Source organism: Microcystis viridis FACHB-1342, assembly GCF_014698335.1.
Taxonomy (GTDB): domain Bacteria; phylum Cyanobacteriota; class Cyanobacteriia; order Cyanobacteriales; family Microcystaceae; genus Microcystis; species Microcystis ichthyoblabe_A.
Genome location: NZ_JACJSV010000011.1, coordinates 25,068 through 49,246, shown reverse-complemented (window position 1 = coordinate 49,246; position 24,179 = coordinate 25,068). Strand labels below are relative to the sequence as shown.

Annotated in this window: 20 protein-coding genes, 1 tRNA gene and 1 pseudogene; 11 read left to right on the top strand and 11 right to left on the bottom strand. The window is 43.6% G+C overall.

Annotated features, from left to right (window positions below; genetic code table 11):
- Window positions 1-244 precede the first annotated feature (244 nt).
- Both rpoD and H6G40_RS06000 read right to left on the bottom strand, forming a co-directional pair.
- Entirely contained in the window at window positions 245-1,495 is a 1,251-nt protein-coding gene (gene rpoD, locus H6G40_RS06005; RefSeq protein WP_002755984.1) for an RNA polymerase sigma factor RpoD, read from the bottom strand.
- Window positions 1,496-2,171: 676 nt separating this feature from the next.
- Window positions 2,172-3,773, bottom strand: coding sequence for a 2-isopropylmalate synthase (locus tag H6G40_RS06000; RefSeq protein WP_002736592.1), 1,602 nt, complete (start codon window positions 3,771-3,773; stop codon window positions 2,172-2,174).
- 175 nt (window positions 3,774-3,948) lie between these two features.
- Between H6G40_RS06000 and H6G40_RS05995 the strand changes: the two genes are divergently transcribed.
- Together H6G40_RS05995 and H6G40_RS05990 are read left to right on the top strand one after the other, a co-directional pair.
- Window positions 3,949-4,284: a hypothetical protein gene (locus H6G40_RS05995; RefSeq protein WP_002738082.1), complete on the top strand. Its 336-nt coding sequence runs from the start codon at window positions 3,949-3,951 to the stop codon at window positions 4,282-4,284.
- Window positions 4,285-4,451: 167 nt separating this feature from the next.
- A complete protein-coding gene (locus H6G40_RS05990) occupies window positions 4,452-5,999 on the top strand; it encodes an FAD-dependent oxidoreductase (RefSeq protein ID WP_069475158.1) in 1,548 nt (515 codons plus the stop codon).
- A gap of 248 nt (window positions 6,000-6,247) precedes the next feature.
- Here H6G40_RS05990 and H6G40_RS05985 read toward each other — a convergent pair whose 3' ends face one another.
- Window positions 6,248-7,756: a helicase C-terminal domain-containing protein gene (locus H6G40_RS05985; RefSeq protein ID WP_069475157.1), complete on the bottom strand. Its 1,509-nt coding sequence runs from the start codon at window positions 7,754-7,756 to the stop codon at window positions 6,248-6,250.
- Between the two features lie 186 nt (window positions 7,757-7,942).
- Here H6G40_RS05985 and psb28 point away from each other — a divergent pair, with 186 nt between their 5' ends.
- Entirely contained in the window at window positions 7,943-8,281 is a 339-nt protein-coding gene (gene psb28 / locus H6G40_RS05980) for a photosystem II reaction center protein Psb28 (protein WP_002737398.1), read from the top strand.
- A gap of 83 nt (window positions 8,282-8,364) precedes the next feature.
- Here the strand turns inward: psb28 and H6G40_RS05975 are convergent, their stop codons facing one another.
- Genes H6G40_RS05975 through H6G40_RS05955 form a run of 5 tightly spaced genes read right to left on the bottom strand, consistent with a single transcriptional unit; the run spans window position 8,365 to window position 12,881 of the window.
- Window positions 8,365-8,883 (bottom strand): FKBP-type peptidyl-prolyl cis-trans isomerase, encoded by a 519-nt coding sequence (locus tag H6G40_RS05975; RefSeq protein WP_042790805.1) that lies wholly within the window; start codon window positions 8,881-8,883, stop codon window positions 8,365-8,367.
- A gap of 6 nt (window positions 8,884-8,889) precedes the next feature.
- Window positions 8,890-9,213: a phasin family protein gene (locus H6G40_RS05970; protein WP_002746237.1), complete on the bottom strand. Its 324-nt coding sequence runs from the start codon at window positions 9,211-9,213 to the stop codon at window positions 8,890-8,892.
- A gap of 14 nt (window positions 9,214-9,227) precedes the next feature.
- A complete protein-coding gene (locus tag H6G40_RS05965) occupies window positions 9,228-11,051 on the bottom strand; it encodes a phosphodiester glycosidase family protein (protein ID WP_190537410.1) in 1,824 nt (607 codons plus the stop codon).
- 2 nt (window positions 11,052-11,053) lie between these two features.
- Window positions 11,054-12,595: a bifunctional pantoate--beta-alanine ligase/(d)CMP kinase gene (locus H6G40_RS05960; RefSeq protein ID WP_190537407.1), complete on the bottom strand. Its 1,542-nt coding sequence runs from the start codon at window positions 12,593-12,595 to the stop codon at window positions 11,054-11,056.
- A 13-nt stretch (window positions 12,596-12,608) separates the two neighbouring features.
- Window positions 12,609-12,881, bottom strand: a complete 273-nt coding sequence (locus H6G40_RS05955; RefSeq protein ID WP_103112380.1) for a hypothetical protein — start codon at window positions 12,879-12,881, stop codon at window positions 12,609-12,611.
- 229 nt (window positions 12,882-13,110) lie between these two features.
- On the opposite strand from H6G40_RS05955, the pseudogene H6G40_RS24255 reads away from it, so the two are divergent.
- The 7 genes and pseudogenes from H6G40_RS24255 to H6G40_RS05925 all read left to right on the top strand — a co-directional run.
- Window positions 13,111-13,251, top strand: a pseudogene (locus tag H6G40_RS24255) (DUF6883 domain-containing protein); the annotation flags it as partial.
- Window positions 13,252-13,254: 3 nt separating this feature from the next.
- On the top strand, window positions 13,255-13,506 hold the full coding sequence (locus H6G40_RS05950) for a DUF4926 domain-containing protein (RefSeq protein WP_002755998.1): 252 nt from the start codon (window positions 13,255-13,257) through the stop codon (window positions 13,504-13,506).
- Window positions 13,507-13,801: 295 nt separating this feature from the next.
- The gene (locus H6G40_RS05945; protein ID WP_069475153.1) at window positions 13,802-14,107 is read left to right on the top strand and encodes a CU044_2847 family protein; all 306 of its coding nucleotides are present in this window, start codon (window positions 13,802-13,804) and stop codon (window positions 14,105-14,107) included.
- Between the two features lie 9 nt (window positions 14,108-14,116).
- Window positions 14,117-15,412, top strand: coding sequence for a S1 family peptidase (locus H6G40_RS05940; protein ID WP_069475152.1), 1,296 nt, complete (start codon window positions 14,117-14,119; stop codon window positions 15,410-15,412).
- Between the two features lie 166 nt (window positions 15,413-15,578).
- Window positions 15,579-18,146 carry an AAA family ATPase gene (locus H6G40_RS05935; RefSeq protein WP_190537406.1) on the top strand — a complete coding sequence of 856 codons (2,568 nt, stop codon included), beginning with the start codon at window positions 15,579-15,581 and terminating at the stop codon, window positions 18,144-18,146.
- A 414-nt stretch (window positions 18,147-18,560) separates the two neighbouring features.
- Window positions 18,561-19,298 (top strand): HAD family hydrolase, encoded by a 738-nt coding sequence (locus H6G40_RS05930; RefSeq protein WP_190537404.1) that lies wholly within the window; start codon window positions 18,561-18,563, stop codon window positions 19,296-19,298.
- 85 nt (window positions 19,299-19,383) lie between these two features.
- Window positions 19,384-19,454 (top strand) — tRNA-Gly (locus H6G40_RS05925).
- Window positions 19,455-19,513: 59 nt separating this feature from the next.
- Here the strand turns inward: H6G40_RS05925 and H6G40_RS05920 are convergent.
- Window positions 19,514-19,939, bottom strand: a complete 426-nt coding sequence (locus H6G40_RS05920; protein WP_042790808.1) for a lysozyme inhibitor LprI family protein — start codon at window positions 19,937-19,939, stop codon at window positions 19,514-19,516.
- 145 nt (window positions 19,940-20,084) lie between these two features.
- The gene (locus H6G40_RS05915) at window positions 20,085-22,322 is read right to left on the bottom strand and encodes an FdhF/YdeP family oxidoreductase (RefSeq protein ID WP_190537402.1); all 2,238 of its coding nucleotides are present in this window, start codon (window positions 22,320-22,322) and stop codon (window positions 20,085-20,087) included.
- A 196-nt stretch (window positions 22,323-22,518) separates the two neighbouring features.
- Between H6G40_RS05915 and H6G40_RS05910 the strand changes: the two genes are divergently transcribed.
- On the top strand, window positions 22,519-23,007 hold the full coding sequence (locus H6G40_RS05910; RefSeq protein WP_002736581.1) for a sigma factor-like helix-turn-helix DNA-binding protein: 489 nt from the start codon (window positions 22,519-22,521) through the stop codon (window positions 23,005-23,007).
- A gap of 29 nt (window positions 23,008-23,036) precedes the next feature.
- Here H6G40_RS05910 and H6G40_RS05905 read toward each other — a convergent pair whose 3' ends face one another.
- Window positions 23,037-23,927 carry a hypothetical protein gene (locus H6G40_RS05905; protein WP_069475148.1) on the bottom strand — a complete coding sequence of 297 codons (891 nt, stop codon included), beginning with the start codon at window positions 23,925-23,927 and terminating at the stop codon, window positions 23,037-23,039.
- Window positions 23,928-24,179: the final 252 nt, after the last annotated feature.

Sequence of the window (24,179 nt, the reverse complement as noted above, 5' to 3'; positions counted from 1 at the left end):
TTTTACCCTCGTCAATCCCGCTATCGAATATCTTACTAACGAATACGGGACTTTCTATCGAGTTGAGGGGGAATTAATCGGCAGTAATCAAGTTCACCTATCCGTGCTAGTGGCGCATCGCGTGCGCCCAAAATATAATATGGATATTTCGACCAAATTGAGATGCAGCCGTCGAGGTAGGTGCAGATTACAATAAAACTGAGCCTCAATGAGACTCAGTTTCTAGTTTTTTAAGGACGGGAAATTAACGAATGTACTCTTTGAGGATACTATTACGGTTAGGGTGACGCAGTTTCCGCAGGGCCTTGGCTTCTATTTGACGAATGCGCTCGCGAGTGACGTTGAAAATCTGGCCGATTTCTTCGAGTGTTTTCATCCGGCCGTCATCTAAACCGTAGCGCAGCCGCAGCACATCGCGTTCGCGAGGACTAAGGGTATCGAGGACGTTTTCTAAATCCTCGCGTAATAAATTTTTAGAAACTTCATCTTCTGGGGTTTCCCCATCCGCTTCGATAAAGTCTCCTAAACGGGAATCTTCTTCTTTACCGATAGGAGTCTCTAGAGAAATCGGTAATTGGGCAGATTTGGCAATAAAACGCAGTTTTTCGATGGTCATCTCCATCTTGGTGGCGATTTCTTCCTCGGTGGGTTTGCGACGCATTTCCTGAGAAAGAATCTTGGTGGTTTTTTTGATCCGGGAGATGGTTTCGTAGAGGTGGACGGGAAGACGAATGGTGCGGGATTGATCGGCGATCGCCCGGGTGATGGCTTGACGAATCCACCAAGTGGCATAGGTGGAGAATTTATAACCCTTTTCGTGGTCGAATTTTTCGGCGGCACGGATCAAACCGAGGGAACCTTCTTGAATTAAATCTTGGAAGGAAAGACCGCGATTCATGTATTTCTTGGCGATCGAAACCACTAAACGCAGGTTCGATTGTACCATTTTTTCCTTAGCGCGACGACCATGGTACAAACGACGCTTAAAGGCCGATAAGTATTCCTTTGATTTGGCCAGCCATTCTTCCAGCAGGGGAGCCGTTAGCTCCGTCTTACCTAAATAAGCCTTAATATCCGATAGTTTCGGCTCTTTTTCCGATTTTTCAACGATAATTTTTTCGATGCGCTCGAACAGGAAAACCTGTTTTCCCCATTCAGCATCGCTATAGAGGCAAAAATCTTCGCGAATGCGTTCTAATTTCAGGAGATCGGCGATTTTTCTCGCTAATTCGATCTCCTCCTCCGCTCTCAATAACCGAATCCTGCCGATCTCTTGCAGATAAATCCGAATCGAATCTTCTGTATAGGGTTTTTTTCTAGCGGCGTCGCGACGACGAGCGCTGGCAAGGCGGCGGGTTTTTTTGCCATCGTTGCTATCGCTGGTTTCTTCTAGCTCTAACTCGATATCCTCATCATCGAAGTCTTCGTCTAGGTCAATCAAATCTAAATCCAATGGCGGCTCGGTAAGGGTTAGTACATCGTGGGCCTGCATCATGCCGTTTTCCTCTTGCTCCTTCTGTGCAAAACTAGAAGATCGAATCTCAATCTAGGTGATACTGAACAAATTTGTGTCTCAAATCCGAGACGGGGAAAGACTTTTCCGATTGTAGCTTTAATTACAACAAATGGGAGAAGATTTTTGCTTAAATTTCCTTGTGTCGATGCGATTTTAGCGACACGGAATGCCGTTTTAGCTCGGTCAACTCATAATCTGGCTCCTGCAAAAATTGGGTAAATGGCTGGAGGACTGGAATCCGATCGCCGGTTTGTCTGCGGTGTTGACCAGATAGCTAAGTATCAAAGGAATTATGGGATGGGTTAACTGTTCCCACTGGCAAGAGGAACATAATCCCTATTGGCCCTTGCTAATTCCTTTAGTCTTTAGCTATTGTATTTAATTTGATCGGATTCTTACGGACAAATTTCATCCCTCATTGCTTTTACGCGAATCCAATTTCAATACAAGTGTATTAAAATTGTTAGAGCGCAAGCTCATAATATTAACTTAGCAACATTTTAGAAATTTGCGAGACAAATTTAAGATTTTCTCCAATAGCACCGTGGGGAGATGGGGAGTGGGGTGTGGGGTGTGGGGTGTGGGGAAGTGGGGTGGTGGGGTAGTGGGGGAATTTCAACTAAAACCCTAAAACCCTAACACCCTAAAACCCTATCTAGACTTGTACCATTTCTGGGGTTTTTTCCTTCTGCTGCAGTGCGACGTGGAGACGGTTTAAGGCGCTGACGTAGGCACGAGCGGAGGCGACAATAATATCGGTATCGGCCGCGCGAGCAGAATAGGTGCGTCCTTCGTAACGGAGACGGATAGTCACTTCTCCCAAAGCATCGATTCCCTCGGTAACTTCCCGCACCGAGAATGAGATTAATTCGTTCGGAATCTGCACCACTCGATCGATCGCCTTGCAGAGAGCATCCACTGGTCCTGTACCAATGGCCGCATCGGATAACTCGCTACCGTCGGGAGTGCGAATCGTTACGGTGGCCGTGGGTCTGGCACTATTTCCACAGGACACTTGTACTAGCTCAAGGCGGAAGTGATCGGGAACCGTATCGATTTCATCGTTAACAATAGCTTCTAGATCGCGATCGGTGATTTCCTTTTTGCGATCGGCCATTTCCTTAAACTGGATGAAAGCGTTATTAAGTTCCGTTTCCGAAAGCTCAAAACCCAATTCCTGTAAACGAGAGCGAAAAGCGTTGCGGCCGGAGAGTTTACCGAGGACGATCTGATTATGGGTCAAACCGATCGATTCTGCATCCATAATCTCATAGGTGAGTTTATGTTTTAACACCCCGTCCTGATGGATTCCCGACTCGTGTGCGAAAGCGTTAGCACCGACGATCGCCTTATTCGGTTGCACGATCATGCCGGTAAGATTAGAAACTAGGCGAGAAGTGCGATAGATTTCCTTGGTGTTGATCTTGGTTAAAGGTTCCGTGGACTCTGGGGGACGACCGAGGAAAGGATTAAAATAGGAGCGCCGCACATGAAGAGCCATCACCAATTCTTCTAGGGAAGCATTACCGGCACGCTCACCGATACCGTTAATGGTACATTCCAACTGTCGAGCGCCATTTTTAACTGCTTCGAGGAAATTAGCCACCGCTAACCCTAAATCGTCGTGACCATGGACGGAGATAATTGCTTGGTCGATATTGGGGACATTTTCCTTAATTCCCCGGATTAAAGCCCCAAATTCGCTAGGGGTGGTATAACCGACGGTATCGGGAATATTAACGGTGGTGGCTCCTGCGGCGATCGCTCTTTCGAGGACTTGATAGAGAAATTCCGGATCGCTGCGGCCGGCATCTTCGGGGGAAAATTCCACATCATTAAGGAAGGATTTGGCATAGGCCACCATTTCCGGCACAATCTCAAGAACTTCCTGACGAGTCTTCTTAAGTTTGTATTGGAGATGTATATCAGATGTGGCTAGGAAGGTGTGAATTCTGGGCTTGGCGGCGGGTCTGAGCGCATCGGCTGCTGATTTGATATCTTTTTGAGTAGCCCGGGCTAATCCGCAAATAATCGGGCTATCAGCTTCGCTGCCGACGCTGGCGGCAATTTTCTGCACCGCATCAAAGTCCCCCGGACTAGCGTGGGGAAAACCTGCTTCAATGACATCAACTCCCAGTCGTGCCAGTGCGCGCGCTATGGTTAGCTTCTCATCCACATTTAAAGCGGCACCCGGGGACTGTTCCCCATCTCGAAGGGTGGTATCGAAGATAATCACACGGTCTGGACTGGTATTCATAGTTTTTTTGTACCGTTAACGAACTTGGGAGTTGTTCCTCTGATTATAGCAGCCGAGGCCGAGGGGGTTATAAGGAAAATTGCCCTGAGAATTTCTCGACCTGCTCGCGCTTTTCCCGCTTGCCCTTTTTTTGGCTACCATAGAGGATATAGATAAATTGGCGAGGGAGTTAACAATGTTTGGCAAACCAGCGAAGGAACCGAACCCACCGGAGGTAAAAGACTTACAGGAGGTGATGTTTTCAATTAAGCAAAATCTCGAACCAGATCAGGATAAAACTGATATTAATCTTGTTGAGACTCCTACTCCAGAGGTGGTTACTGTAGTTGAAAATATTAGTAAAATTCTCTCTCCCTATTTTATCGTTTTAGTGGGGTTATTTCTCTATGATCGAAATAGTTTTATCGGTTTTTTGTTAGTCTTTACGGGAGTTTTAGCAATTTTCGGAGTTTCTCTCAAGGATATTAATAAACTCATTGAAGAAGGGAAAAAGTTTTTCCAATCTAAATAGGTTTCTCGTATAGAGCAGTTATCTTAATGGTGAGGTAGCAAGTCTCCACTGTTAGGAAACGACTAGAAGGGTGCTTTTTTGAGTGTTCAGTCAGTAAACAGTGAACTGAAAACTGAAAACTGAAAACTGATAACTGATAACTGATAACTGATAACTGATATAAGATTATGTCTTTAGTTGCATCTTTACTCGATCGAGTATCTCCTCAGAGTTTACAACAATTGCGAGCCAGCGATCGAACTTGGCAAGCTTTGCGTTTAGAAAATCCGCTTATTCCTACGGTAATTAATCAAAGTCAAGAATCTTTAGGAGAGACGGATTTTGATCTAGTTATTGCGGGGGGAACTTTGGGAATTTTTATCGGGGCTGCTTTACAAACTAGGGGCTGGCGTGTGGCATTATTAGAAAGAGGTATTCTGCGCGGTCGTGAGCAGGAGTGGAATATTTCACGTTTAGAATTAAGCAGTTTTTTAGAGTTAGATTTATTGACCGAAGCAGAATTAAATCAAGCGATAGCGACGGAATATAATCCTGGGAGGGTGGGATTTTATCAAGGTTATGAGCTTTGGGTTAGAGATATTTTAAATATTGGTGTTAATCCGGTTTATTTGCTAGAGACTTTAAAAACTAAGTTTTTGCAAGCGGGAGGGAAGTTATTAGAAAATTCGGGGTTTAGTGGGGGGATTATTCATCCCGATGGAGTAATGGTTAAAACGGGAGAAATGACTTTAAAAACCCGTTTATTAATCGATGCCATGGGTCATTTTTCCCCAATTGCAAAACAGGCCAGAAAAGGAGAAAAACCCGATGGAGTTTGTTTAGTGGTGGGTAGTTGCGGTCAGGGTTTTCCCAGTAATGAAACTGGTGATTTGATTTATTCTTTTACCCCAATCTTGCACCAATGTCAATACTTTTGGGAAGCATTTCCCGCTAAGGATGGTCGGACAACTTATTTATTTACCTATCTTGATACCCATCCCGATCGCTTTAGTTTAGAATTTTTGATGGAGGAGTATTTAAGATTACTGCCAGAGTATCAAAAGGTGGATTTAGAAGCGGTAAAATTTCAGCGTTTTCTAGCGGGTTTTTTCCCGGCCTATCGTCAAAGTCCTTTAAAAATGCCTTGGTCAAGAATTCTAGCAGTGGGAGATAGTAGCGGTAGTCAATCTCCGGTCAGTTTTGGTGGTTTTGGGGCAATGGTCAGACATTTAAAAAGGCTAACTTTTGCCATCGAGGAAGCTTTACAAATTGATGCTTTAAACCGAGAAGATTTAGCCCTTTTACAACCCTATCAACCGAATATATCGGTAACGTGGCTATTTCAAAAAACTATGAGTGTTGCCATGTCTGCTAACCCTAATCCCAATCAAATTAATGACTTAATGAGTGGAGTTTTTCGGGTAATGGATAAGTTGGGAGATGAGGTCTTAAAACCGTTTTTACAGGATGTGGTGCAGTTTTCTTCCCTCTCAAAAACTTTGCCTTTGGTTAATCCTCAATTAGTTTTACCGATGATTCCACAAGTGGGTATCAGTCCTTTTATCGATTGGACGGGACATTATTTTAATTTAGCTTTGTATAGTGGTTTATATCCCTTGGCAGCCACCTTAAAACCTGTTTTAGAAAAGTTACCCGACAAGCAAAAATATCTTTATCATCGTTATTTAGATAGTTGGAAATATGGCTCTGGGGGAGATTTTATCAGTAATCAGTGATCAGTGATCAGTAAACAGTGAACAGTGAACTGATTACTGATAGGGTGCATCTCTTATTGGTGACATTCTCTCACATATTGGTGAGCAGCAGAAGTTATTCCAAGAGGGCGAATGCAATTCGCCCCTACAATAATATTATCGCGTCAATGGTAGGGGCGCACTGCGTGCGCCCAAATGTAATATAGATATTTCTACAAAATTGAGATGCACCCCATCTGATAACTGATAACTGATAACTGATAACTGATTTAATCTTTATCTTGAAAAAATTGTTGATCGAGATAATTAACTTTAGCATAGGGTTCTAAAGCGGAGAGAATTTGTCGGCCATAACTGCGAGCATTGACACGATTATCGAGGACAGCCACACAACCTTGACACTCCCGGAGAGACTGAACAGATTGCTGAATTTCCCTCACTGCTGTGGGTAAAAGATAGGCACGAAACCAGTCGAGATGTTGTCGTTTGTAGTAAGCAATTTTGCCAGCAACAAGAGGATTTTCGGGGGAAGGTAAGGGTAAAGTAGCGATAATTAATAAACTGGGGATGAGAAATTTTTCTTGATGGGTTTGCCAGAATTGCCAACCACAAACGAGAATAGTATTATTATTAATCTCGGTTTTTTCCACTTGTACTCGCGAACCGTAATCGGCTGCGATTTGGGTGGCAATTTGTGCTTTGAGGGGAACATCTTCAATCAGAATTACTATCGGTTGTTCACTGGTATGATTAGCACTAACTAATTCCCGCACTTGCTTTAATAACATCGGTTGAAATTCGGGGGTATTGGGGGCGCTGATGCGATCGGGTAGATATAAATGAATATATTCACTTTCGCGATCAGCTGCAAACTTTAGAGTTAAAATTTCTCCGATACCTTGATTTTGACGGTATAAATTAGCGGATTTTTCGCTATCTAAAAAACTGCCGATTAAAACAAAGGGTTGCTGCTGCCAAATCGGTTTGAAAAAACTAGCCACCTCCAAAGGACTGATTTTTAGGGTAAATTCTTCTCGATCTCGATCTACTGATGTCCAGAGGAGATAATTATGCTCGGGGATTTTTGCCGCTAAAAGTTGCCAAACAGAATCAGTGGTTAAGTCTTGATGCAAGCGTTGCAGGAGAGCAATTATATATTCTTTTTCCTTGGCATCAATAAGATAGCAATTATAGGGATTAATGGGATGACCAAGAATACTTTGGCTAAGTTGTGCTTTAATTAAGTCTATAAACTCTCTATGCTGGGGATATGCTGACTCTAAAGCAGACCATTGTTCGGGAGTAATGGTGACGGTAAGATAATCTACTAGACAAGTTTCTAAATCTTCGGCTCGATCGATTATAGTGGCGATATTCTGGGGAAAATGACCGAGATTGCCCAATTTATCCTCTAACCATTGTTGGGGTGTGGTGAGGAGTAAACCGGTAAAATTAGCCGGAAAGCGATCGCTTTTGAGGATATCTCGCTGAGTTTGTAACCATGCTTGCAGACGGGGGATTTCCACTTCTAACAGTAGGTTTACTTCCGACTCTGGAGCAACTATCAGAACAGGTGTATCACCTAAAAGAGCCGGGGTGAGATAACTGAGACAATAACGGGACAGAGTAGTTCCAGTTTGTATGAGAGAGGACCGTTTTAAGCGTAAAGCTCTAGCCACCAGTCGCCCCATAGTGAGATGATGAGACCAGTAAAAGCGTCCTTGTTCGCGTAAAAAAGCGCGTAGGGAAGAATGAACCGCTGCTTCTAATAAAACCATCTCATCTCAGTTATTGGTTATCAGTGGGAAGGGAGAGGTTTACAGGTGATCTTTCATCAGTCAAACCCACCCCCGCGAGTTTACCGTGGATACTTTAAGTTTATGGTGTCCCATCTGCTTTTTACTTGCGACTTGGTGTGAGATGATCTAGAAATGTCTATTTTATGAGAAGGATAAAGAAAAGTAATGGCAGAAATTCAGTTTTCCCGGGGGTTAAAAGAACCAGTTGTTCCCGATATCCGCTTAAGTCGCACTAAAACGGGAGAGAAGGGATCGGCAAAATTTTATTTTGATCAACCGACTATCCTCGGAGATCAACAAACCGAGGAAATCACGGGGATGTATCTCGTCGATGAAGAAGGAGAAATCGTCACCAGGGAAGTAAAAGGCAAATTCATCAACGGTAAACCCACGGCGATCGAAGCTACGGTGGTTTTTAATTCTCCCGCAGAGTGGGATCGTTTTATGCGTTTTATGGAGCGTTACGGCAGCGAAAACGGTCTAGAATTTACTAAATCCTCCTGATTTTGCCCTTAGCTTCCAGCAATCTGTCAAAAAACCCGCATTCAGGATAGATGCGGGTAGAAGTGAAAAATCAGAGGAAAAACCTATTTAACTCCCAACAATTCCACATCGAAAAGTAAAGTCGCGTTGGGAGGAATTACCCCACCGGCACCCCGCGCACCATAACCTAATTCTGGGGGGATAATTAAGGTACGCTGCCCACCGACTTTCATCGATGCGACTCCTTCATCCCATCCTTTGATCACTTGACCAACTCCAATGGTAAAGGTAAAAGGTTGATTGCGATCCTTAGAACTATCGAATTTTTTGCCGTCTGTCAGGGTTCCCGTGTAGTGAACAGTCACTTTTTGACCTTTTTGGGGAGTTTCTCCAGTTCCTTCCACGATATCGATGTATTTTAGTCCCGAATCGGTGGTAACTGCTTGATCTAAATCCATGGAGATGATTTCCTTATTAATAGTTTGAGTGATAGGGGGTGGATCGATTTCTGCGGCGATCGCATTGGCTTTTTCCCCTCCACCAAAGAGGGAAGCAAGGATTAAAAATAAGCCACAAACCGCAATGATAGCAAAACTGAGCAAGATTTCGCGCATTGATTTCATAGTTCCCTAACGCCAGAGTTTATTCTCTAAGTCTCTCACCTGTCGTTCTAATCTATCAATCCTTCCCCGCAGTTCGTCCATTTCCGATTGTCGGGGAACCCCTAAATCCTGCAAAATCTGGCGAATATAGCGTTCTAAGTTGTTCTCGAAGCTCCCCTGTTCAGACTTCATCTGTGTCATCAGATCATCGACAAAGTTTTTAGCCTGATCAGAATTGATTTTACCGTCTTTGACTAATTCGTCGCTCACTTCTTTGATCTTTTCTGCCACCATGGAAGTGGTGCCAATACCCATCAGCAGCAATTGTTTAATCCAGTCGCTATTATCCATTGTTTTCACACCTTTCAAGGAGACGGGGATAAAAATATTCCTATTCCATTATGGACTTTTGCGGCGGTAACGGCAGAGCGATCGAGCAGATAACCCGCCAAGGCTATCCCGGTGGAACTACCCCCATCTAGGTTTAAACCGTCCTTTGCCGCCATTAACAGCAAAATTCGGGCTAATTCGCCTAAAGTTGCCCCCCTTCCCCCGACGCGATTATGGATGGCAACTAGCAGAATTTTTCCTTCTTGACTAACTGCGATCGCACTGCGGGAAGCTTGTTGATTTTGGAATGCAGGACTAAATTTTTCGGCATTTCCATCTAAAACTATGCGCCCATTCTGCAATAATAGGGGGCCAGCACCTAAAATCTGAGGATAATTAGCAAAATCTCCCGGTAGGGTGACGCTATCGAGGTTGACTGTCTCACCAATATTTAAATTAATATCTGTCTTTCGGCAGATGACTAAATAGCCATTTTCTGGTACTTCTATACTGTTCTGTGGGGAAAGATTATTTAATTTCTCCGTTACGCGATCGCCTTGGACGACTAACCCAGTTTCCCGCTCGGTGAGGGGATGATAATTACTCCCCCAATCGCGAGTATAACGACTGCAGCCGGCTGCCACAAAGGCACTATTTAACTGGGTTAGGGGAAAACGTTGTCCGGTGGCAGTAATCAGGGTTTCCTCTAAACTAAGGCGATCGATCCTGATTTTACCACGATTATCCCATGCGATCGCTCCTCGGTTTAAAATTGGTCCAGATAACCATTTGCCATCCACACGAATTGCCCCCAAAGGTAACTGATTATTACGATTAAAAAAGCCGCCATTAATCATCGCTACTGCGTTACTTTCGCTATTAATCGTGATCAGGGGATTAGTGCCGCGCATTGAGGTGGAATTAGCGGTAATTGGTTTAATAGTTATCTGAGGATTTCTGGGATCGATTTCTAACCAAGTCACGGGAAACCAATCTTTGTCTAACTGGATATATTTTTGATTCCAGACTAATCCTGGTTGCCAAACAATGCGCTTTTCATCCATAGCATCGGGACGAGAATCAATGATAATTCGGGGAGGATTAGCCACACTGCTGATCTGTAATCCGTAGGCAGTGGGAAGGTTAATTTTTAAACGACTGATCACTCCATTATTTTCTAAGGAAGTGATCTGAGTGGGTAAGTTATTATTGGAGTTGCCTAGATCATCTTCATCGTTATTTTGGTTACTGTTGCTGATAGTTTGGGGTTGAAACCTAGAGATGAGCGATTGCTGGGCATTTCCTTCTAGGGTAATCACTGCTTCATTTTTTGCTTGACTAACTTGCCAAAAGGTCGGGCGATCGAGTTGAATAATAATCCTTTGTACTGCTCCATAATTTTCTAGCTGAATATCTTGAATCTGGGCAGCAGGAAAGTTAATAGTTAAACTATCACCATTAATAGTGGTTGTTGCCCCCATTGTTAGTAAAATATCCGTAACATCCAGCCAGCGATCGGAATTGATCAAATTAGCCGATAAAGTTTGTAAATTAAACCAGTTTATCGGTTGCTTTTTCGGATCATTTGTGCTAAGAAAATCCATGCCGAATAATTGTCTTGCTCCCGTGTCACCCATGGCGATTCTGGTACTATTTGCTGCTGTCCACTGTCGCCAAGAAACGGGCAAAGAACGACCATTAAGAATAATTTTTTTTCCCTGTTGCTGGTTTGATAAATCCCGAGAAGCTAAAGTTATTGGTGATCTATGATCGGCTAAAGATATAGCTGGACTGCCGATAATTATCAAGGAAGTTACCGTTAAACAGATAGATGATAAAGTCAGGTAATTTAACTTCATAATTATCCCCCTAAATCCCCTTGGTTAAGATGATAAAGAGCAATGATTTTTTCCGTGACTTCTGTAATAGTGAGATGATCGGTATTAACTTCGATCGCATCTGTGGCTTTTCGCAGGGGTGCTAGGGAGCGATTACTATCCAAATAATCCCTTTTTTCAATCTCTTGGGTTAATTCTGCGAGACTAATCCCACCATTTCCCTGCGCTTCTAAGTCTTTTAATCTCCTTCTGGCTCTTTCTTCGGGTGTCGCTGTCAAGAAAATCTTTAATTCCGCTTCTGGGAAAACATTAGTACCAATATCCCGACCTTCCACAACTATTCCCCCCGACATTCCCATCTGTCTTTGCAGGGTGACTAACTGCTGTCGCACCGCTTTTTGAGCGGCAATTCTGGACACTTGCGCGGTAATTGCGGGAGAGCGAATCTCTAAAGTCACATCCTGCCCATTAATCTTCACTATAGTCACATTTTCGGGACTATCGACCGGGATTATTTCTATCTTCGCTAAAGATAATAACTCGGCGATGGCCGCTTCTGCGGACAAATCCAGACCGGAATTCACCACTAACCATGTCACCGCGCGATACATCGCACCGGTATCGAGATAGGTTAACCCCAATTTTTCGGCTACTAAGCGCGTTACTGTCGATTTTCCCGCTCCAGCAGGTCCATCAATAGCGATAACTGCCCGACGTTGACGCAAGATAATATTATCAATTAAACGGGTTTGACCGATCGATCCAGCGATCGCTAACAGTCCCCCTGTCTCGATCTGCTCGATCGGTTGTAAACTCTGGGGATGGACTAAATCCAGATACTGACAGCGAAATTCTGGCACCCTGTCGAGATTTTTTTGGACAATAGCCAGTAGTTTTTCCCTTTGTCTTTCCCCTAAACGAAAACTTTCGAGAGCTAATTGCAAACTTTGGGCGATAATTGTCGCTTTTTCCCTTTCTGTGGCCGATAGATACTGATTGCGAGAACTAACTGCTAATCCCGATGTTTCTCGCACTGTAGCACAAGCGCGAATCTCGATCGCTAAATTTAAATCCCTGACTAATTGCCGGATAATCGCTAACTGTTGGGCATCCTTTTCGCCAAAATAGGCGATCGTCGGTGCAATAATATTAAACAACCTGGTGACAATTGTGGCTACTCCCTGAAAATGTCCCGGACGAAAAGCACCACATAACCCGCTAGTCAGAGAAATCGGGGGAACAACTGCGGTTATCTCCTCAGAATCACCAATTCCTAAAGTTTCCGCACTGGGAGCAAAAATAGCAGCAACTCCCAAAGATTCACACAATTGGCGATCGCTGTCAAGGCTGCGGGGATAGCGAGAAAAATCCTCTGTGGGGCCAAATTGTAGAGGATTAACAAAAATACTGACCACAGTTACCTCCGCTTCCGTCACTGCGCGTCGAATTAGACTAGCATGACCTTTATGGAGGGCGCCCATGGTTGGCACGAGGGCAATACTGTGATCATGGCGATAATCAGCCAAAAAAGTGCGTAAACCGGGGATTGTTGTGAATATTTGCACAGGGTTCACTCCTTTAATAGCCTATTCCACTACTATTCGCCAGGGGATGCTGCCCGATGATCGATTCGGCTGCTTCCGGGGAATCGGCTTTAAATAATAACATCCCATCGCCTCTTTCTGTCCAATAACTCGTTTTTGTCTCCCGTCCTGACTTGAAAGAGGGTGTAGGGTGTAGGGTGTGGGGTGTAGGGAAAGAAACCTCTTTCATCTGTGGGGGTGAAAATTTTTTCATCGGGACTGACTTGATTAAACGCTGCATATATGCTTGTTTAACAAACCGGGGCATAATTTTTTTCAGGACAATGACTGGTGAGCAGCCCGACAATTATATAGATTAATGGCAAAAAAAACTTGACAAAATCTCTCGATTTGACCTATACTTTCTAGTATAATGGGAATCCGTGCCGAAATATATATAAGCCTTTTTAGTCCAGACTATTTCAAAAAACTTTCTGCAATTACAACCCCAAAAAAAACTTGAAACAATATCAATTAATACACTTGATCGGTGAATCGAATACGGAACCTTCTATAGAGTCGAGGGGGAATTAATCAGCAGTAATCAAGTTCCCCTATCCGTTGTCACGATTTGGCTAAAACGAAACCTAGATCATCAATTTCAATTTATCACCCTCAAACCCCGAAAGGAAAAATAAACCATGGCGCAACTATACGAAGAAGTGACCCTAGCCCGCGACGTTCCCGAATACAATCTTAAGCAGGGTGATTCGGCGATTCTTGTTGATATAGTTGCCCATCCGAAGGGGGGTGAGGAAGGATATGTTTTAGAACTATTCAACGAAGTAGAAGAATCGGTTAACGTCGTCATTGTCCCGAAATCGGCGATTCAAGAAGAGGAAAAAGAAGGTTCTTCGTTACTTGGTATGGTTCGATATAGGGGCATAAATTGACTAAATCCTTATATGGCAAGAGACTTAATTGATTAGTTTGTTCTAGAGCGAAAACAATTGACAAAAATCGCAGCAATGTCTGTCTCTATCGGGGTTTTATTCCTTATAACCCCCTCCACTGCATAACACAAATAGATTAATGGCAAAAAAGACTTGACAAAATCCCTCGATTTGACCTATACTTTCTAGTATAATGGGAATCCGTGCCGAAATATATATAAGCCTTTTTAGTTCCGCTATAAGTTTGTCCGAGAAGCAATCGAGAAAACCATAAACGGGTCATTGGAGGAGCCTTATGCCAGAATCTAAATCTGAGATTATTTCAGTGAAAGTTAAAGAAAATGTCACCATGTTAGTGGAAGCGAGAAGTTTCGGTGGTGAACGGGAAGTATCCGATCAAATATTTGACTTTCAAAGTGTGGCTGATACAATTGAGGCAGTTACTGAATCGATCGCTGCTACGATAAGTAAAGTGCAGCCCAAAAAGGCAACCGTAGAATTTGGGGTAGAAGTCAGGGTAAAATCTGGTAAACTAACCGCTTTAATTGTGGAAGGTGAAGGAAAGGGAAATTTAAAAATTACTCTGGAATGGGGAGGATAAATTGATTAAATGCTTACCCCGGAATCTCTACCCCCGTACACTGTCAGGTTAAAGTTAATCTATGGGTCAGGAACAGGCTTTTTTGTGGGACAAGGGTTAATTTTGACCTGTCTTCATGTGGTGAAAGATGCGCGGGATAATCGCGAGACTATCGAGATAATTTGGCAAGGTCAAATTTCTGGGGCTAAAATTATCCACTTACCGAATCTAGATGGGATCGATCTGGCTCTTTTACAATTAAACTCGTCTTTAGATCACAAATATGTCGATTTTGATCACGATTTACAATTAACAGATAAATTATACACTTTCGGCTATACCAACGAGTATCCGAACGGTGATCCTAGTGACTTTGAGTATATAGGTTTAACGGGGGATGAAAACCCCTTAATCAAGTTTAAATTAGGGCAAGTACAACCCGGTTTTAGTGGTTCACCTCTGTTAAATTTACGCACGGGGAAAGTGTGCGGAGTGGTGAATATAACCAGAGATGAGTTTACTGATTTAGGAGGAAGAGCGATTCCAGTTCAGACTATTTTTAAATATTTTCCGCAATTACAACCCCAAAAAAATGCCCATAATCCTTTTAAACCCACTTCCGGAGGTATTGAAGAAATTCAGCAGATTTTTGGCCGGGAACAAGAAATTAAAGATATTTTTGAGGTTTTAAATTCCGGCAGTAGTGCTGCTATTATCGGGGAAAGGGGAACGGGAAAAACCACCCTGCTTTGGGGAATTTACCATCAAGCAAGGGAGTATTTACTTAGTCAGCGACAACCCTTGTATCTAAACTTAGAAGGATTAGCAGGAGATAAGGATTTTTATTATGAATTATGTCATCAGATTGGTATAGATGCGAATTACGATAAACCGCTCAAAGGAACTAGATTAACTAGGGAATTAGAAAAACACAAAATCCTGTTATTATTGGATGTGGTAGATAATATGACTCAAAAATATTTCAGCTATCAGCTTAGAAGTCAATTAAGAGAGTTGGCTAATCGTCCCGATCCACCTTTAAGATTAGTAGTAGCGGCTAATCGTTCCCTTGATGTTTTATTTCCTGATAACAAAGGAGGTGATTCACCTTTCGAGGGAATTTGTCAACAATTTCCGATTAAATTATGGGATGAAGCTAAAATTAAAGAGTTTATTAGTCATCGTCTAAGTCAAACTGGAGTGACTTTTACTGAGGAGGAAATAAGTTCTCTTGTTAGGCAAAGTCAAGGAAAGCCGCGAGAGGTGATGCAAAATTGTTTTAAACTTTATCAAACCAAAGTCAATAACTCAGCATCCCGAACTTAGGTTATAACTAAACAATAAGTTGATTTAATTTTTGGTTTGATCCCCCCTGCCCCCCTTGATAAGGGGGGTGCTGAATAGTAGGGTTGATTCATGAATCAACCCTACCTTGAGTAACACCTAACTACTTAATAAACCATCACCGGGTAAATAGCTAGAGATAAAAATTATGAAGGAAAGCACCGTCCCCAGAATTAATCTCGCTCCTAAACTCAGACGCGATTTATCTTTATGGAATCCCTTTGATTATCTTTTGCTGTTGTACTGGGTGTTTTATTTTCCCCAAGCAGTGCGCTGGTATGTGGAAACGAGAGGCGGCGGCGATAAATTAAAAGAACAGAAAACATGGCGCGATACAAGGCAATTTCTCCGCGACCATCCCGTACAATTGCGTCTAGGGATTCAGGGTCTTCTCTTAACTGTAATTACCCCTCTCATTATCTGTAGCATAGCGGCAAATTTAGGACTTTCTGTTAATTGGGTGGGCGTGGTGTGGGGCGTGGTGTGGGGCGTGGTGTCGGGCGTGGGGTTGGGCGTGGGGTACGGCGGCGTGGTGTTGGGCGTGGTGTTGGGCGTGGGGTACGGCGTGGTGTTGGGCGTGGGGTTGGGCGTGGGGTTGGGCGTGGTGTTGGGCGTGGGGTACGGCGTGGTGTTGGGCGTGGGGTACGGCGTGGGGTACGGCGTGGAGTCTGGCTTGGTGTCGTCCGGCGTGCTGTTCGGCGTGTCGTTGGGCGTGGACTTCGGCGTGGTGTCCGGCGTGGTGTCCGGCGTGGTGTCCGGCGTGGTGTCCAGCGTGGGGATTATATTCGCCTTTTTCCGTCCTGATAATTGGCTAATCGGGCTTTTGGCTGGTCCCCAAGGGCGACTTTTTCCCCGTATTACCCTTCTACCGCTGCCGGGGTTAACCTCGACTCTACAACAATGGTTACAGCAAGACTGGGAAACGGCTATTAATAACCTCAATCAATACCTTCAGTACAGCCGCCAGTTTATTCCTGTCCTTGTCGCCGTTAACCGCGTTTTATCGCAATTCCCAGAGGCAGAAATTATCTATCGCGTCTCCCGTCTGGCAGAAAATCCCTCCGATTGGCAATTGTTAAAATATGCGTCGGCGAAACTGTTTTCTTTTCCTCCCAGCAAAATCCGTCTCGATACCCCTGCTCGTGCCGCCGCCGCCGGTTTTTGGTATCTTCGCCAACGGGACACCGAAAAAGCCGAAAAAGCCTTTGCTGTGGTACGTTCCCTCGCCTACGGGGAAGAAATGTATAGCCTCGCCCAAACTTTACACCGATTTAGTCTGGCAGCAACTCCCGATAGTATCGCTTCCCTGGAGGTTGCCCCCATTGCCGCAGAACCTTCATTACGTCCGCAAACTTGGCAAGCTATCAGCAGTTTAAATCTAGTTATCACAGAAATGGCTTTAGTCCAGAGAAGTTACTCCCAACAGACCAGATCCCTCGCTCTTAATCGGATTATCGGGGAATTAAGGGATATAACCGACCAAAAGGCGGCTACTTTACCCCAAGCAGAAAAAGAATTAATCCTTTCTATTGCCGAAAAATGGGCAAAAATTAGCACATCCATCGCGGGAACGGTGGGAACGGTAACTATTACCCAACCGATTCCTAATCCCTACATTATCGGTGATCCAGTGATCGGTCAACGCTTTGTTGGTCGTGAGGATATCCTGCGGGAACTTCAGTCAATGTGGTCCGGAGATAACCTATCCTCCGTGGTTCTCTATGGTCATCGTCGCATGGGTAAAACTTCGATTCTACGCAATCTGGAGGCCTATCTTCCACCAAATGTCTCGGTTATCTACATTAATTTACAGCGCTTGGCCACAGTAACCAGCCTAGCCGAAGTTCTCCTGACTATGGCTGAGGAAATCGCCCAAACTTTGGCAATTGATGCCCCAGAAGAGGAAAAAATCTCCCAACATCCAGAAATGTATTTTAATCGTTATTTAGACCGTCTGATGCGCCAGATTCTGCCGAAAAAAGCTAAAACCGGTTTAATTATTGCCCTCGATGAGTTCGAGATAATTGAGGATTTAATCGAAGCGAATACCCTCCCCCCGAATTTCCTCGGCTATCTGCGTTCCCTTGTCCAGAGTAGTCCGCGTCTAGCTTTTGTTTTTGCCGGATTACATACCCTAGAGGAGATGACTGCCGATTATTTTCATCCTTTTTTTGGCAGTGTTTACCCGATTCCAGTTAGTTTCCTCTCTCCTGAATCTACTCGCGTTATCCTCGCTAATCCCGTTGGGGAAGACGAGGATTTTCCCCTAGACTATACCCCATCCGCTTTGGACAAAATTTATCAACTTACCCACGGTCAACCCTATTTAGTACAACTGATCGGCTTTCATCTGGTACGTTTTTATAATAAACAGGTCTTTGAGTTGCAACGTCCCCAAGATATTCGTTTTCAGGTGGAAGATGTGGAAAAAGCTATCGATGACGAGTTTTTCCAAAGGGGGAATTATTATTTTACGGGTGTCTGGAAACAGGCTAAACAAGATGCGGCCGGACAACAGGAGATTTTAATAGTTCTTTCTCCCCATCTGCAAGGATTAACCCGGGCAGATTTACTGTCCAGCACCGGACTAACTGCCACAACTCTCGACCGGGCCCTAAAAACCCTTGAAAATCATCATGTCATCGAATGCCAAGACTGCCGTTATCGGATTGCTGTGGAATTATTCCGTCGTTGGGTATCGGAAACAATGGCCTAAGGGACTTGCGCTTTAATAATGTACCTTTTGGGCGAACGCAGTTCGCCCCTACATTAATGTACCTTTTGGGCGAACGCAGTTCGCCCCTACATTGTGGACAAAATCCGTTACTGTAGGGGCGCAAAGCTTGCGCCCTCCGATCGGTTGGGATATTATTCCCACGCAGGTCCCTAAATTCTTTTGTTATATTTTTGGCTAATATTTCAGCCCCAAATAGGGGGGTTACAGGACAGCACGGATTCCCACTATAACAAAATAATAGAACAAATCTGGGAATTTGTCAAGGCCTTGGCAATTTTCCAGTTAAAATTGTTTGTTGAGATGGGGTCAGGGACAAGACCCCCCCAGCCTCGACGAAAAACTTTAGTATAATCAAGAACACTGAGTATTTATTAGCTTTTCTGTCTAAGATTGATGTTAAAGGCTGTTCTGTTCGATTTTAATGGGGTGATCATCAATGATGAACCAATCCATCAAGAGTTAATCAATGAAATCTTGCTCGGGGAAAATTTACTGCCCCTAGGGTCGGAATTTGCGGAGTTATGTCTGGGAAGAAGCGATCGCGTCTGTTTGCGTAATGTTCTCACCCGTCGCGGTCGTCAAGTGACCGAGGAGTATCTGACTAAGTTAATTAACAAAAAAGCGAGTTTATACCGAGAAAGATTAGAAAAATTAGAGAAACTTCCTATTTATGAAGAGATATACTCTTTTTTAAAACGAGTTAAGGCCAGGGATCTACAAATCGGTTTGGTGACGGGAGCAATACGCTCGGAAGTGGAATCAATCTTGCAACAGACGGGCCTTGGGGATTACTTTAGTGTCATTGTCACCGGTGATGAGATCAGCACCAGTAAACCCCAACCGGATGGTTATTTACTGGCCGTAGAAAGATTCAATCGTTGGAATTTTAATCTACAGTTGCAACCCTGGGAATGTCTGGTGATTGAAGATACTTTTGTCGGTTGCGAAGCGGCAAAAAGAGCGGGAATGCAGGTGGTGGGAATCGCTCATACCTACCCCTTCCATTTTATGCAGAGAGTGTCCAACTGGGCGATCGATAATTTCTCCCAACTAGACCTCGATCGCGTGGAGGAAACTTTTAGCCAAATCGGGGATACAAAGGAGCGATCGGGATTTTTAGGCAATCTATGACCATCTAGAGGCGATTAACAAGCTGAAAATCCCTACTTGCAAAAATTGGCAATTCGTGTTATGCTAACAAAAGTGCTAAGAAAATGCGGGTGTAGTTTAGTGGTAAAACCCTAGCCTTCCAAGCTAATGATAGGGGTTCGATTCCCCTCACCCGCTTAGGCTGTTGTGCAGTAAACGTCTAAGGAATTATCGGTAATATCAACGGCGATTCTGACTTAGAGATCGCTATCTTCTAAATATCTCCGCAAATCTTTGGTACGCTGCTCGGTGACATTTGCCAAACAAAAACCGTAAATCATGGGAGCTAGAGAGCCTCCCTCATAGGCACTTCTTTCAAATTCGCAACTGCTGTCTCTAAACTTAATCCAAGCTTGTTGGGCGCTAATTAATTTTTGTTTGCGAGCAGCTGACAGTCTTGGCAGTAGTTGTCGATAAACTTGATTTAACTTGCGATCGGCGTTTTGATAAGCGATGCTGGCACAAATGTTCATTTCGCTTTGAGTCTGGGGATTGTTACAGTTAGGACGTTGAGCTAGTTGCAAGTTTGTCGCTGCAGATGTGGGACTGGCAATGCTAGGGGTAGCCATCCCGACAGCAAACAAACTTGCTATGCTTAATACGGTTAGTAAAAACTTACCCATGGATACTTATTTTAATGACGGTAAGAAGAAGATAACAGAAATGCGATCGAATCGACCATAACTTTTTCATTCTGCTCGATTCGTTGGTTGGCTTGGTTAACCCTATTTCATTATTTCCAAAAAAGAAAATTAGAGGAGTTGATAACTAAAAAACCCAGACGGGAACTCGTTTATAAGCAGGAGTCCCACAGCGAGGATCGATTTTAGCTTTGAATAAAACATTAGTTTCGGGATAGAACATAAAGCCAACACCTTCGCGAATCGGACCGAAAATAAGTTCGATATTCTCTAATTTGCCGGCATCTCCTTGAACGGTGACTCGTTGATGTTCTTGAAAGCCCGCTTTTTTGGCATCTTCGGCGTTGATCAATAAACAATGACGGTGAGGCATTCCCCGATATTTATCGCCCACTTGATAAACGACGGTATTATGTTGTCCATAACTGCGTCCTGTTCCGAGAATCAGAGCAATTCCGGGTGCATTTTCTGGTTGATTGAAATCTTGCTTTTGCGGTGCTTTTAAAGTGGGTAAAAGCGTGACAGACATTTGCGCTTTTCCAGTCGATGTTGGAAAATGGGGTTCGGTAAAAATCCGTCCGCTAATGGTAAATTCTGTTTGGGTTTGATCTAATTGCCCGATCTTTTCATAACCAGGAATCGTTTTGGCGATTAACTGACGAATATAGGCGGTATCGTGTAATCTCGACCAATCAATCGGGTTTGTGCCTAAAACCTTGACGGCAATATTTGTTAACAGTTCTACTTCCGAGATGATATCCACATGGGAACCCTGTAGATGACTGCTTCCCCGCTCGTTAAAACGGACAAAATTATTGCCCGATTCGGTGGTTGTCGGGTGAGGATTTTCAAAACGAGCGAATACGGGTAAAATTATCGTATTTTGTCGGGCTAATCCCTGAAAATGTCCTAAATTTGGCTTAGTAGCTACATAAAAAATTGTATCAATTTGAGCTAAGGCTTTTTTGGCTTGAGTTAAATCTGGATTTGCTCCATAAAGATTACCTCCTAAACAGAAAAGAGTGTTAATTTTTCCCCGTTCGGCAGCTTCAATTAATGCCCTGGTATCATAACCGCCGGTTATATTTAATGGCTTTCCTAAAAGTTGAGCAAGTGCCTCGGCGATTTCCTGACGTAATCTCACTGTAACGCCCATAGAACCGAAGCCCTGTACATTAGAATGACCTCTGATTGGCATGGTTCCGGCTCCGATTTTGCCAGCATTTCCCGTCATTAAAGCGGTATTGGCAATACTGATAATATTATCTACCCCGTTTTCCTGTTGTGTAACCCCCATTGCCCAAGCGAAAACCACACGCTCTAAATTGCCGAAAAGGGCGGCGGCTGCTTCAATTTCTTCTCGGGACAAACCGCAGGTTTTAGTAATGGTTCCCCATGGTGTTTGTCGGGCATAATCTATAACAGATTGCCAATTTTCTGTATGGGATTCCAGATAATTCCACCGCACTAAATTTTGTTCGATCAAAGATTTTTGTAATCCGACGAATAGGGCGGTGTCGCTACCCGGAATCGGCTGTAGGTAGAGAGTTGAAATATCGGAACCGCCCCGCAATAAAGATTTAATCGGAAAAGCGGGCGAGGAGAATTTGACCAATCCGACTTCAATTTGCGGGTTAATAATAATAATTTTACCGCCGCGATCACGAATTTGAATTAATTCATTCATCAGGCGAGGATGATTAGCTGGAGCGTTAGAACCGATTAACACCACACAATCGGCTTGTTTTAAACTTTCCAGACTGACCATCGAAGTTCCGGTTCCGAAAACCTGTTTTAAGCCTACGGTCGAGGCGGCATGACAGAGATCGGAACAATCGGCTAAATTATTACTTCCTAATGCCCGGAAAAACAATTGTAAGAGATAGGCGGCTTCATTAGAAGAACGTCCCGAACTATAGGAGGCAATAGTCTCGGACGGTTGACGAAAAGCTTGTTCGGCTAATCGATACACTTCTTCCCAACTAATCCGTTGATAGTGACTTTCTCCGGCTTTTAAGAGGACGGGATAACTGAAACGACCCAAGCGATCGCATTCTAGGGAGGTTAAGGACTGTAATTGAGCGAGATGATAGGTCTGAAAAAAATCGGTTTTAATACCTGGCATTAATTCGGAAGTAACTGCCTCGACACTTTTGAGACAACGTTGCAGACTTTCCCCCGCTTCGTTGACAAAACCGCCCTTTTGTCCTCCCGTTCCCCAAGCGCAAGCTAAACAGGCACTTTTATGATTCAAGGTTTGCCAGAGTTTAACCCCTTGAGGAGAGAGAGTTTTTTCTGCCCAATATTGCAATACGGGAAAACCCCCGCCCGCCTCAATTTTGTTGGATGTTTCTCGTTCGTTCATCGTTTTTTTCTCTCGATTTTTTCTCAAATTCATCCGATAGGGAGAGTGTACCCAGTACAGTTGAGTTTATCACCATTTTAAAAAAAGTGCATCAGCAAGACATAAACGACTGGGTAAGCTACGGTTAGTTGTTGACAATATCCCCTGATTGTGATTTTATCAGACTAGGGAAAGGTCTATTGAAACGATAATTCCGATGGATAAAAATGAAGACTTTCAACATTTAGAAGAGATGATCGCTAATCTCCAAGCAAAACAGAAACAGATTCTGAAAGGGATGTTAGATTATCCGATTGAGATCGATTCGGCAATTCGGATACTTTCGGAACCATCTCGGCAATTGGCAACAACTGCTCATAATTTAACCAGAGTACATAAAATACTTAAAGAATTGGAAAAACAAGGATTGGTTAGTTTCCACGATTCTCAATATTCTTTGACTGAGTTGGGAAGGGAAATAGTAGGACACCTTAGCGATAAGAGTCCAACCCCAAGACGAGATGCACAGAGAAAGGAAAAACTGCAAAAAAGCTACGATTTTTTAGAACTCCATAGACAAGGATTGAGCTATCAGCAAATAGGGGATAAATACGGCATAAGTCGCGAGCGTGTCCGTCAAATTCTTGCCAGTAACCCCGAATTTGAAGCTTATCGGCAAAAACAAAAGGAAAACAGTTATCGTTGAACGACTGTAAGAAGAGCGAGAAACGAAATTTACAATCTTTCCAACAATTCCTCGCGGGATAAATTTGCCAAAGAAAGAAGCAATCCGGTGCGTTCCGAGATAGGAAGTTGGGCGATCCGTTCCACCAGACCAGATAATTCCGAATCTAGGCTGCCAAAGCGTCCTTCCAGAAGACTGGCTATCAGCGAAAGTTGTCCCTCTAAAGTACCTTCTTGCTTCCACTCTTCCCTTTGTTGTAAATAAGCTGGTGATAGATTCATGATGTCCTCCTGTTCTTCGGTACTTAAATTATCTCTCAATTCTAAGTTTTTGCGCCAGTTGGCCAGAATTTCTAATAAATTCTCTCGAAAAGGATTGCGTTCTGGCAGTTCAACTAACTCTTCTACTGCTCGTTTTTGAGTTCCTCCTTTACCTAATACTCTTAACCATAAGGTGTCTTCATTTACTGGTAATTGATGAATGACGATGATACCCGCTTTGAGAGACTTCGCTAAAAAGTAAACCCCTGTTAACCAATTACTCTCATCGCTGTGAGTCCCGAAATCTTCAATCATTCTAGCTGAAAAGGTGGGCGTTAGAATCCAGAGAACTGGTAGTTCAGCTTCTGTTAGAGTTTTGTTTGACCGTTTCGCTTTTCTCAAGACATCCCCATGAACCGCGTATAACTTTGACAAACAACTGCGAATCTCTACCTCGGTCGGGGGATTGCGGAAAGGTTCAAACAAACAGGAAGTAGCCGCCATTTTTCCAAGTAACCCTAAAGGTAACTCAGTGGGAGTAGGTGAGCTAAATGGTTCAAACCAGACATCGATTTCTTGAACCTCACTTTTTACTTTCTTACTTTTTCTAATCGTCCCTAGAGGTGTTAGTAATTCCTCTAAATATTCCTTAGCAAATTGGTCATGAATTTGGCGAGTCATTCAAATTAATAATCAAGCATAAAAAGGACGCTAATAATCTTATTATATCATTAATTAAAAAGGAATCCAATCGACAAATCGATCCATCTTCTGCTTCGGTAGTTTCCCAAATCATAATTAATTCTTCGGCTAGTTTTCCCATCGTTGTGGTGGGACGTATCCAAAACAGTCCCCAGATTTGTTGATTCTTTTGTCAATATTCCTCTAAATGTTCAGGCATACTGGTACGATTATCTGTCACCAAGAGTCGTT

What these genes read in the sequence shown, in the direction of transcription:
- H6G40_RS05915 (WP_190537402.1), bottom strand. Translation starts at nt 22,322, where the DNA reads ATGAACGAACGAGAAACATCCAACAAAATTGAGGCGGGCGGGGGTTTT.
- H6G40_RS05920 (WP_042790808.1), bottom strand. Translation starts at nt 19,939, where the DNA reads ATGGGTAAGTTTTTACTAACCGTATTAAGCATAGCAAGTTTGTTTGCT.
- H6G40_RS05905 (WP_069475148.1), bottom strand. Translation starts at nt 23,927, where the DNA reads ATGACTCGCCAAATTCATGACCAATTTGCTAAGGAATATTTAGAGGAA.
- H6G40_RS05950 (WP_002755998.1), top strand. Translation starts at nt 13,255, where the DNA reads ATGGCGCAACTATACGAAGAAGTGACCCTAGCCCGCGACGTTCCCGAA.
- H6G40_RS05970 (WP_002746237.1), bottom strand. Translation starts at nt 9,213, where the DNA reads ATGGATAATAGCGACTGGATTAAACAATTGCTGCTGATGGGTATTGGC.
- H6G40_RS05995 (WP_002738082.1), top strand. Translation starts at nt 3,949, where the DNA reads ATGTTTGGCAAACCAGCGAAGGAACCGAACCCACCGGAGGTAAAAGAC.
- rpoD (WP_002755984.1), bottom strand. Translation starts at nt 1,495, where the DNA reads ATGATGCAGGCCCACGATGTACTAACCCTTACCGAGCCGCCATTGGAT.
- H6G40_RS05985 (WP_069475157.1), bottom strand. Translation starts at nt 7,756, where the DNA reads ATGGTTTTATTAGAAGCAGCGGTTCATTCTTCCCTACGCGCTTTTTTA.
- H6G40_RS05935 (WP_190537406.1), top strand. Translation starts at nt 15,579, where the DNA reads ATGAAGGAAAGCACCGTCCCCAGAATTAATCTCGCTCCTAAACTCAGA.
- H6G40_RS05930 (WP_190537404.1), top strand. Translation starts at nt 18,561, where the DNA reads ATGTTAAAGGCTGTTCTGTTCGATTTTAATGGGGTGATCATCAATGAT.
- H6G40_RS05955 (WP_103112380.1), bottom strand. Translation starts at nt 12,881, where the DNA reads ATGCCCCGGTTTGTTAAACAAGCATATATGCAGCGTTTAATCAAGTCA.
- H6G40_RS05910 (WP_002736581.1), top strand. Translation starts at nt 22,519, where the DNA reads ATGGATAAAAATGAAGACTTTCAACATTTAGAAGAGATGATCGCTAAT.
- H6G40_RS05990 (WP_069475158.1), top strand. Translation starts at nt 4,452, where the DNA reads ATGTCTTTAGTTGCATCTTTACTCGATCGAGTATCTCCTCAGAGTTTA.
- H6G40_RS05975 (WP_042790805.1), bottom strand. Translation starts at nt 8,883, where the DNA reads ATGAAATCAATGCGCGAAATCTTGCTCAGTTTTGCTATCATTGCGGTT.
- H6G40_RS06000 (WP_002736592.1), bottom strand. Translation starts at nt 3,773, where the DNA reads ATGAATACCAGTCCAGACCGTGTGATTATCTTCGATACCACCCTTCGA.
- H6G40_RS05965 (WP_190537410.1), bottom strand. Translation starts at nt 11,051, where the DNA reads ATGAAGTTAAATTACCTGACTTTATCATCTATCTGTTTAACGGTAACT.
- psb28 (WP_002737398.1), top strand. Translation starts at nt 7,943, where the DNA reads ATGGCAGAAATTCAGTTTTCCCGGGGGTTAAAAGAACCAGTTGTTCCC.
- H6G40_RS05940 (WP_069475152.1), top strand. Translation starts at nt 14,117, where the DNA reads ATGCTTACCCCGGAATCTCTACCCCCGTACACTGTCAGGTTAAAGTTA.
- H6G40_RS05945 (WP_069475153.1), top strand. Translation starts at nt 13,802, where the DNA reads ATGCCAGAATCTAAATCTGAGATTATTTCAGTGAAAGTTAAAGAAAAT.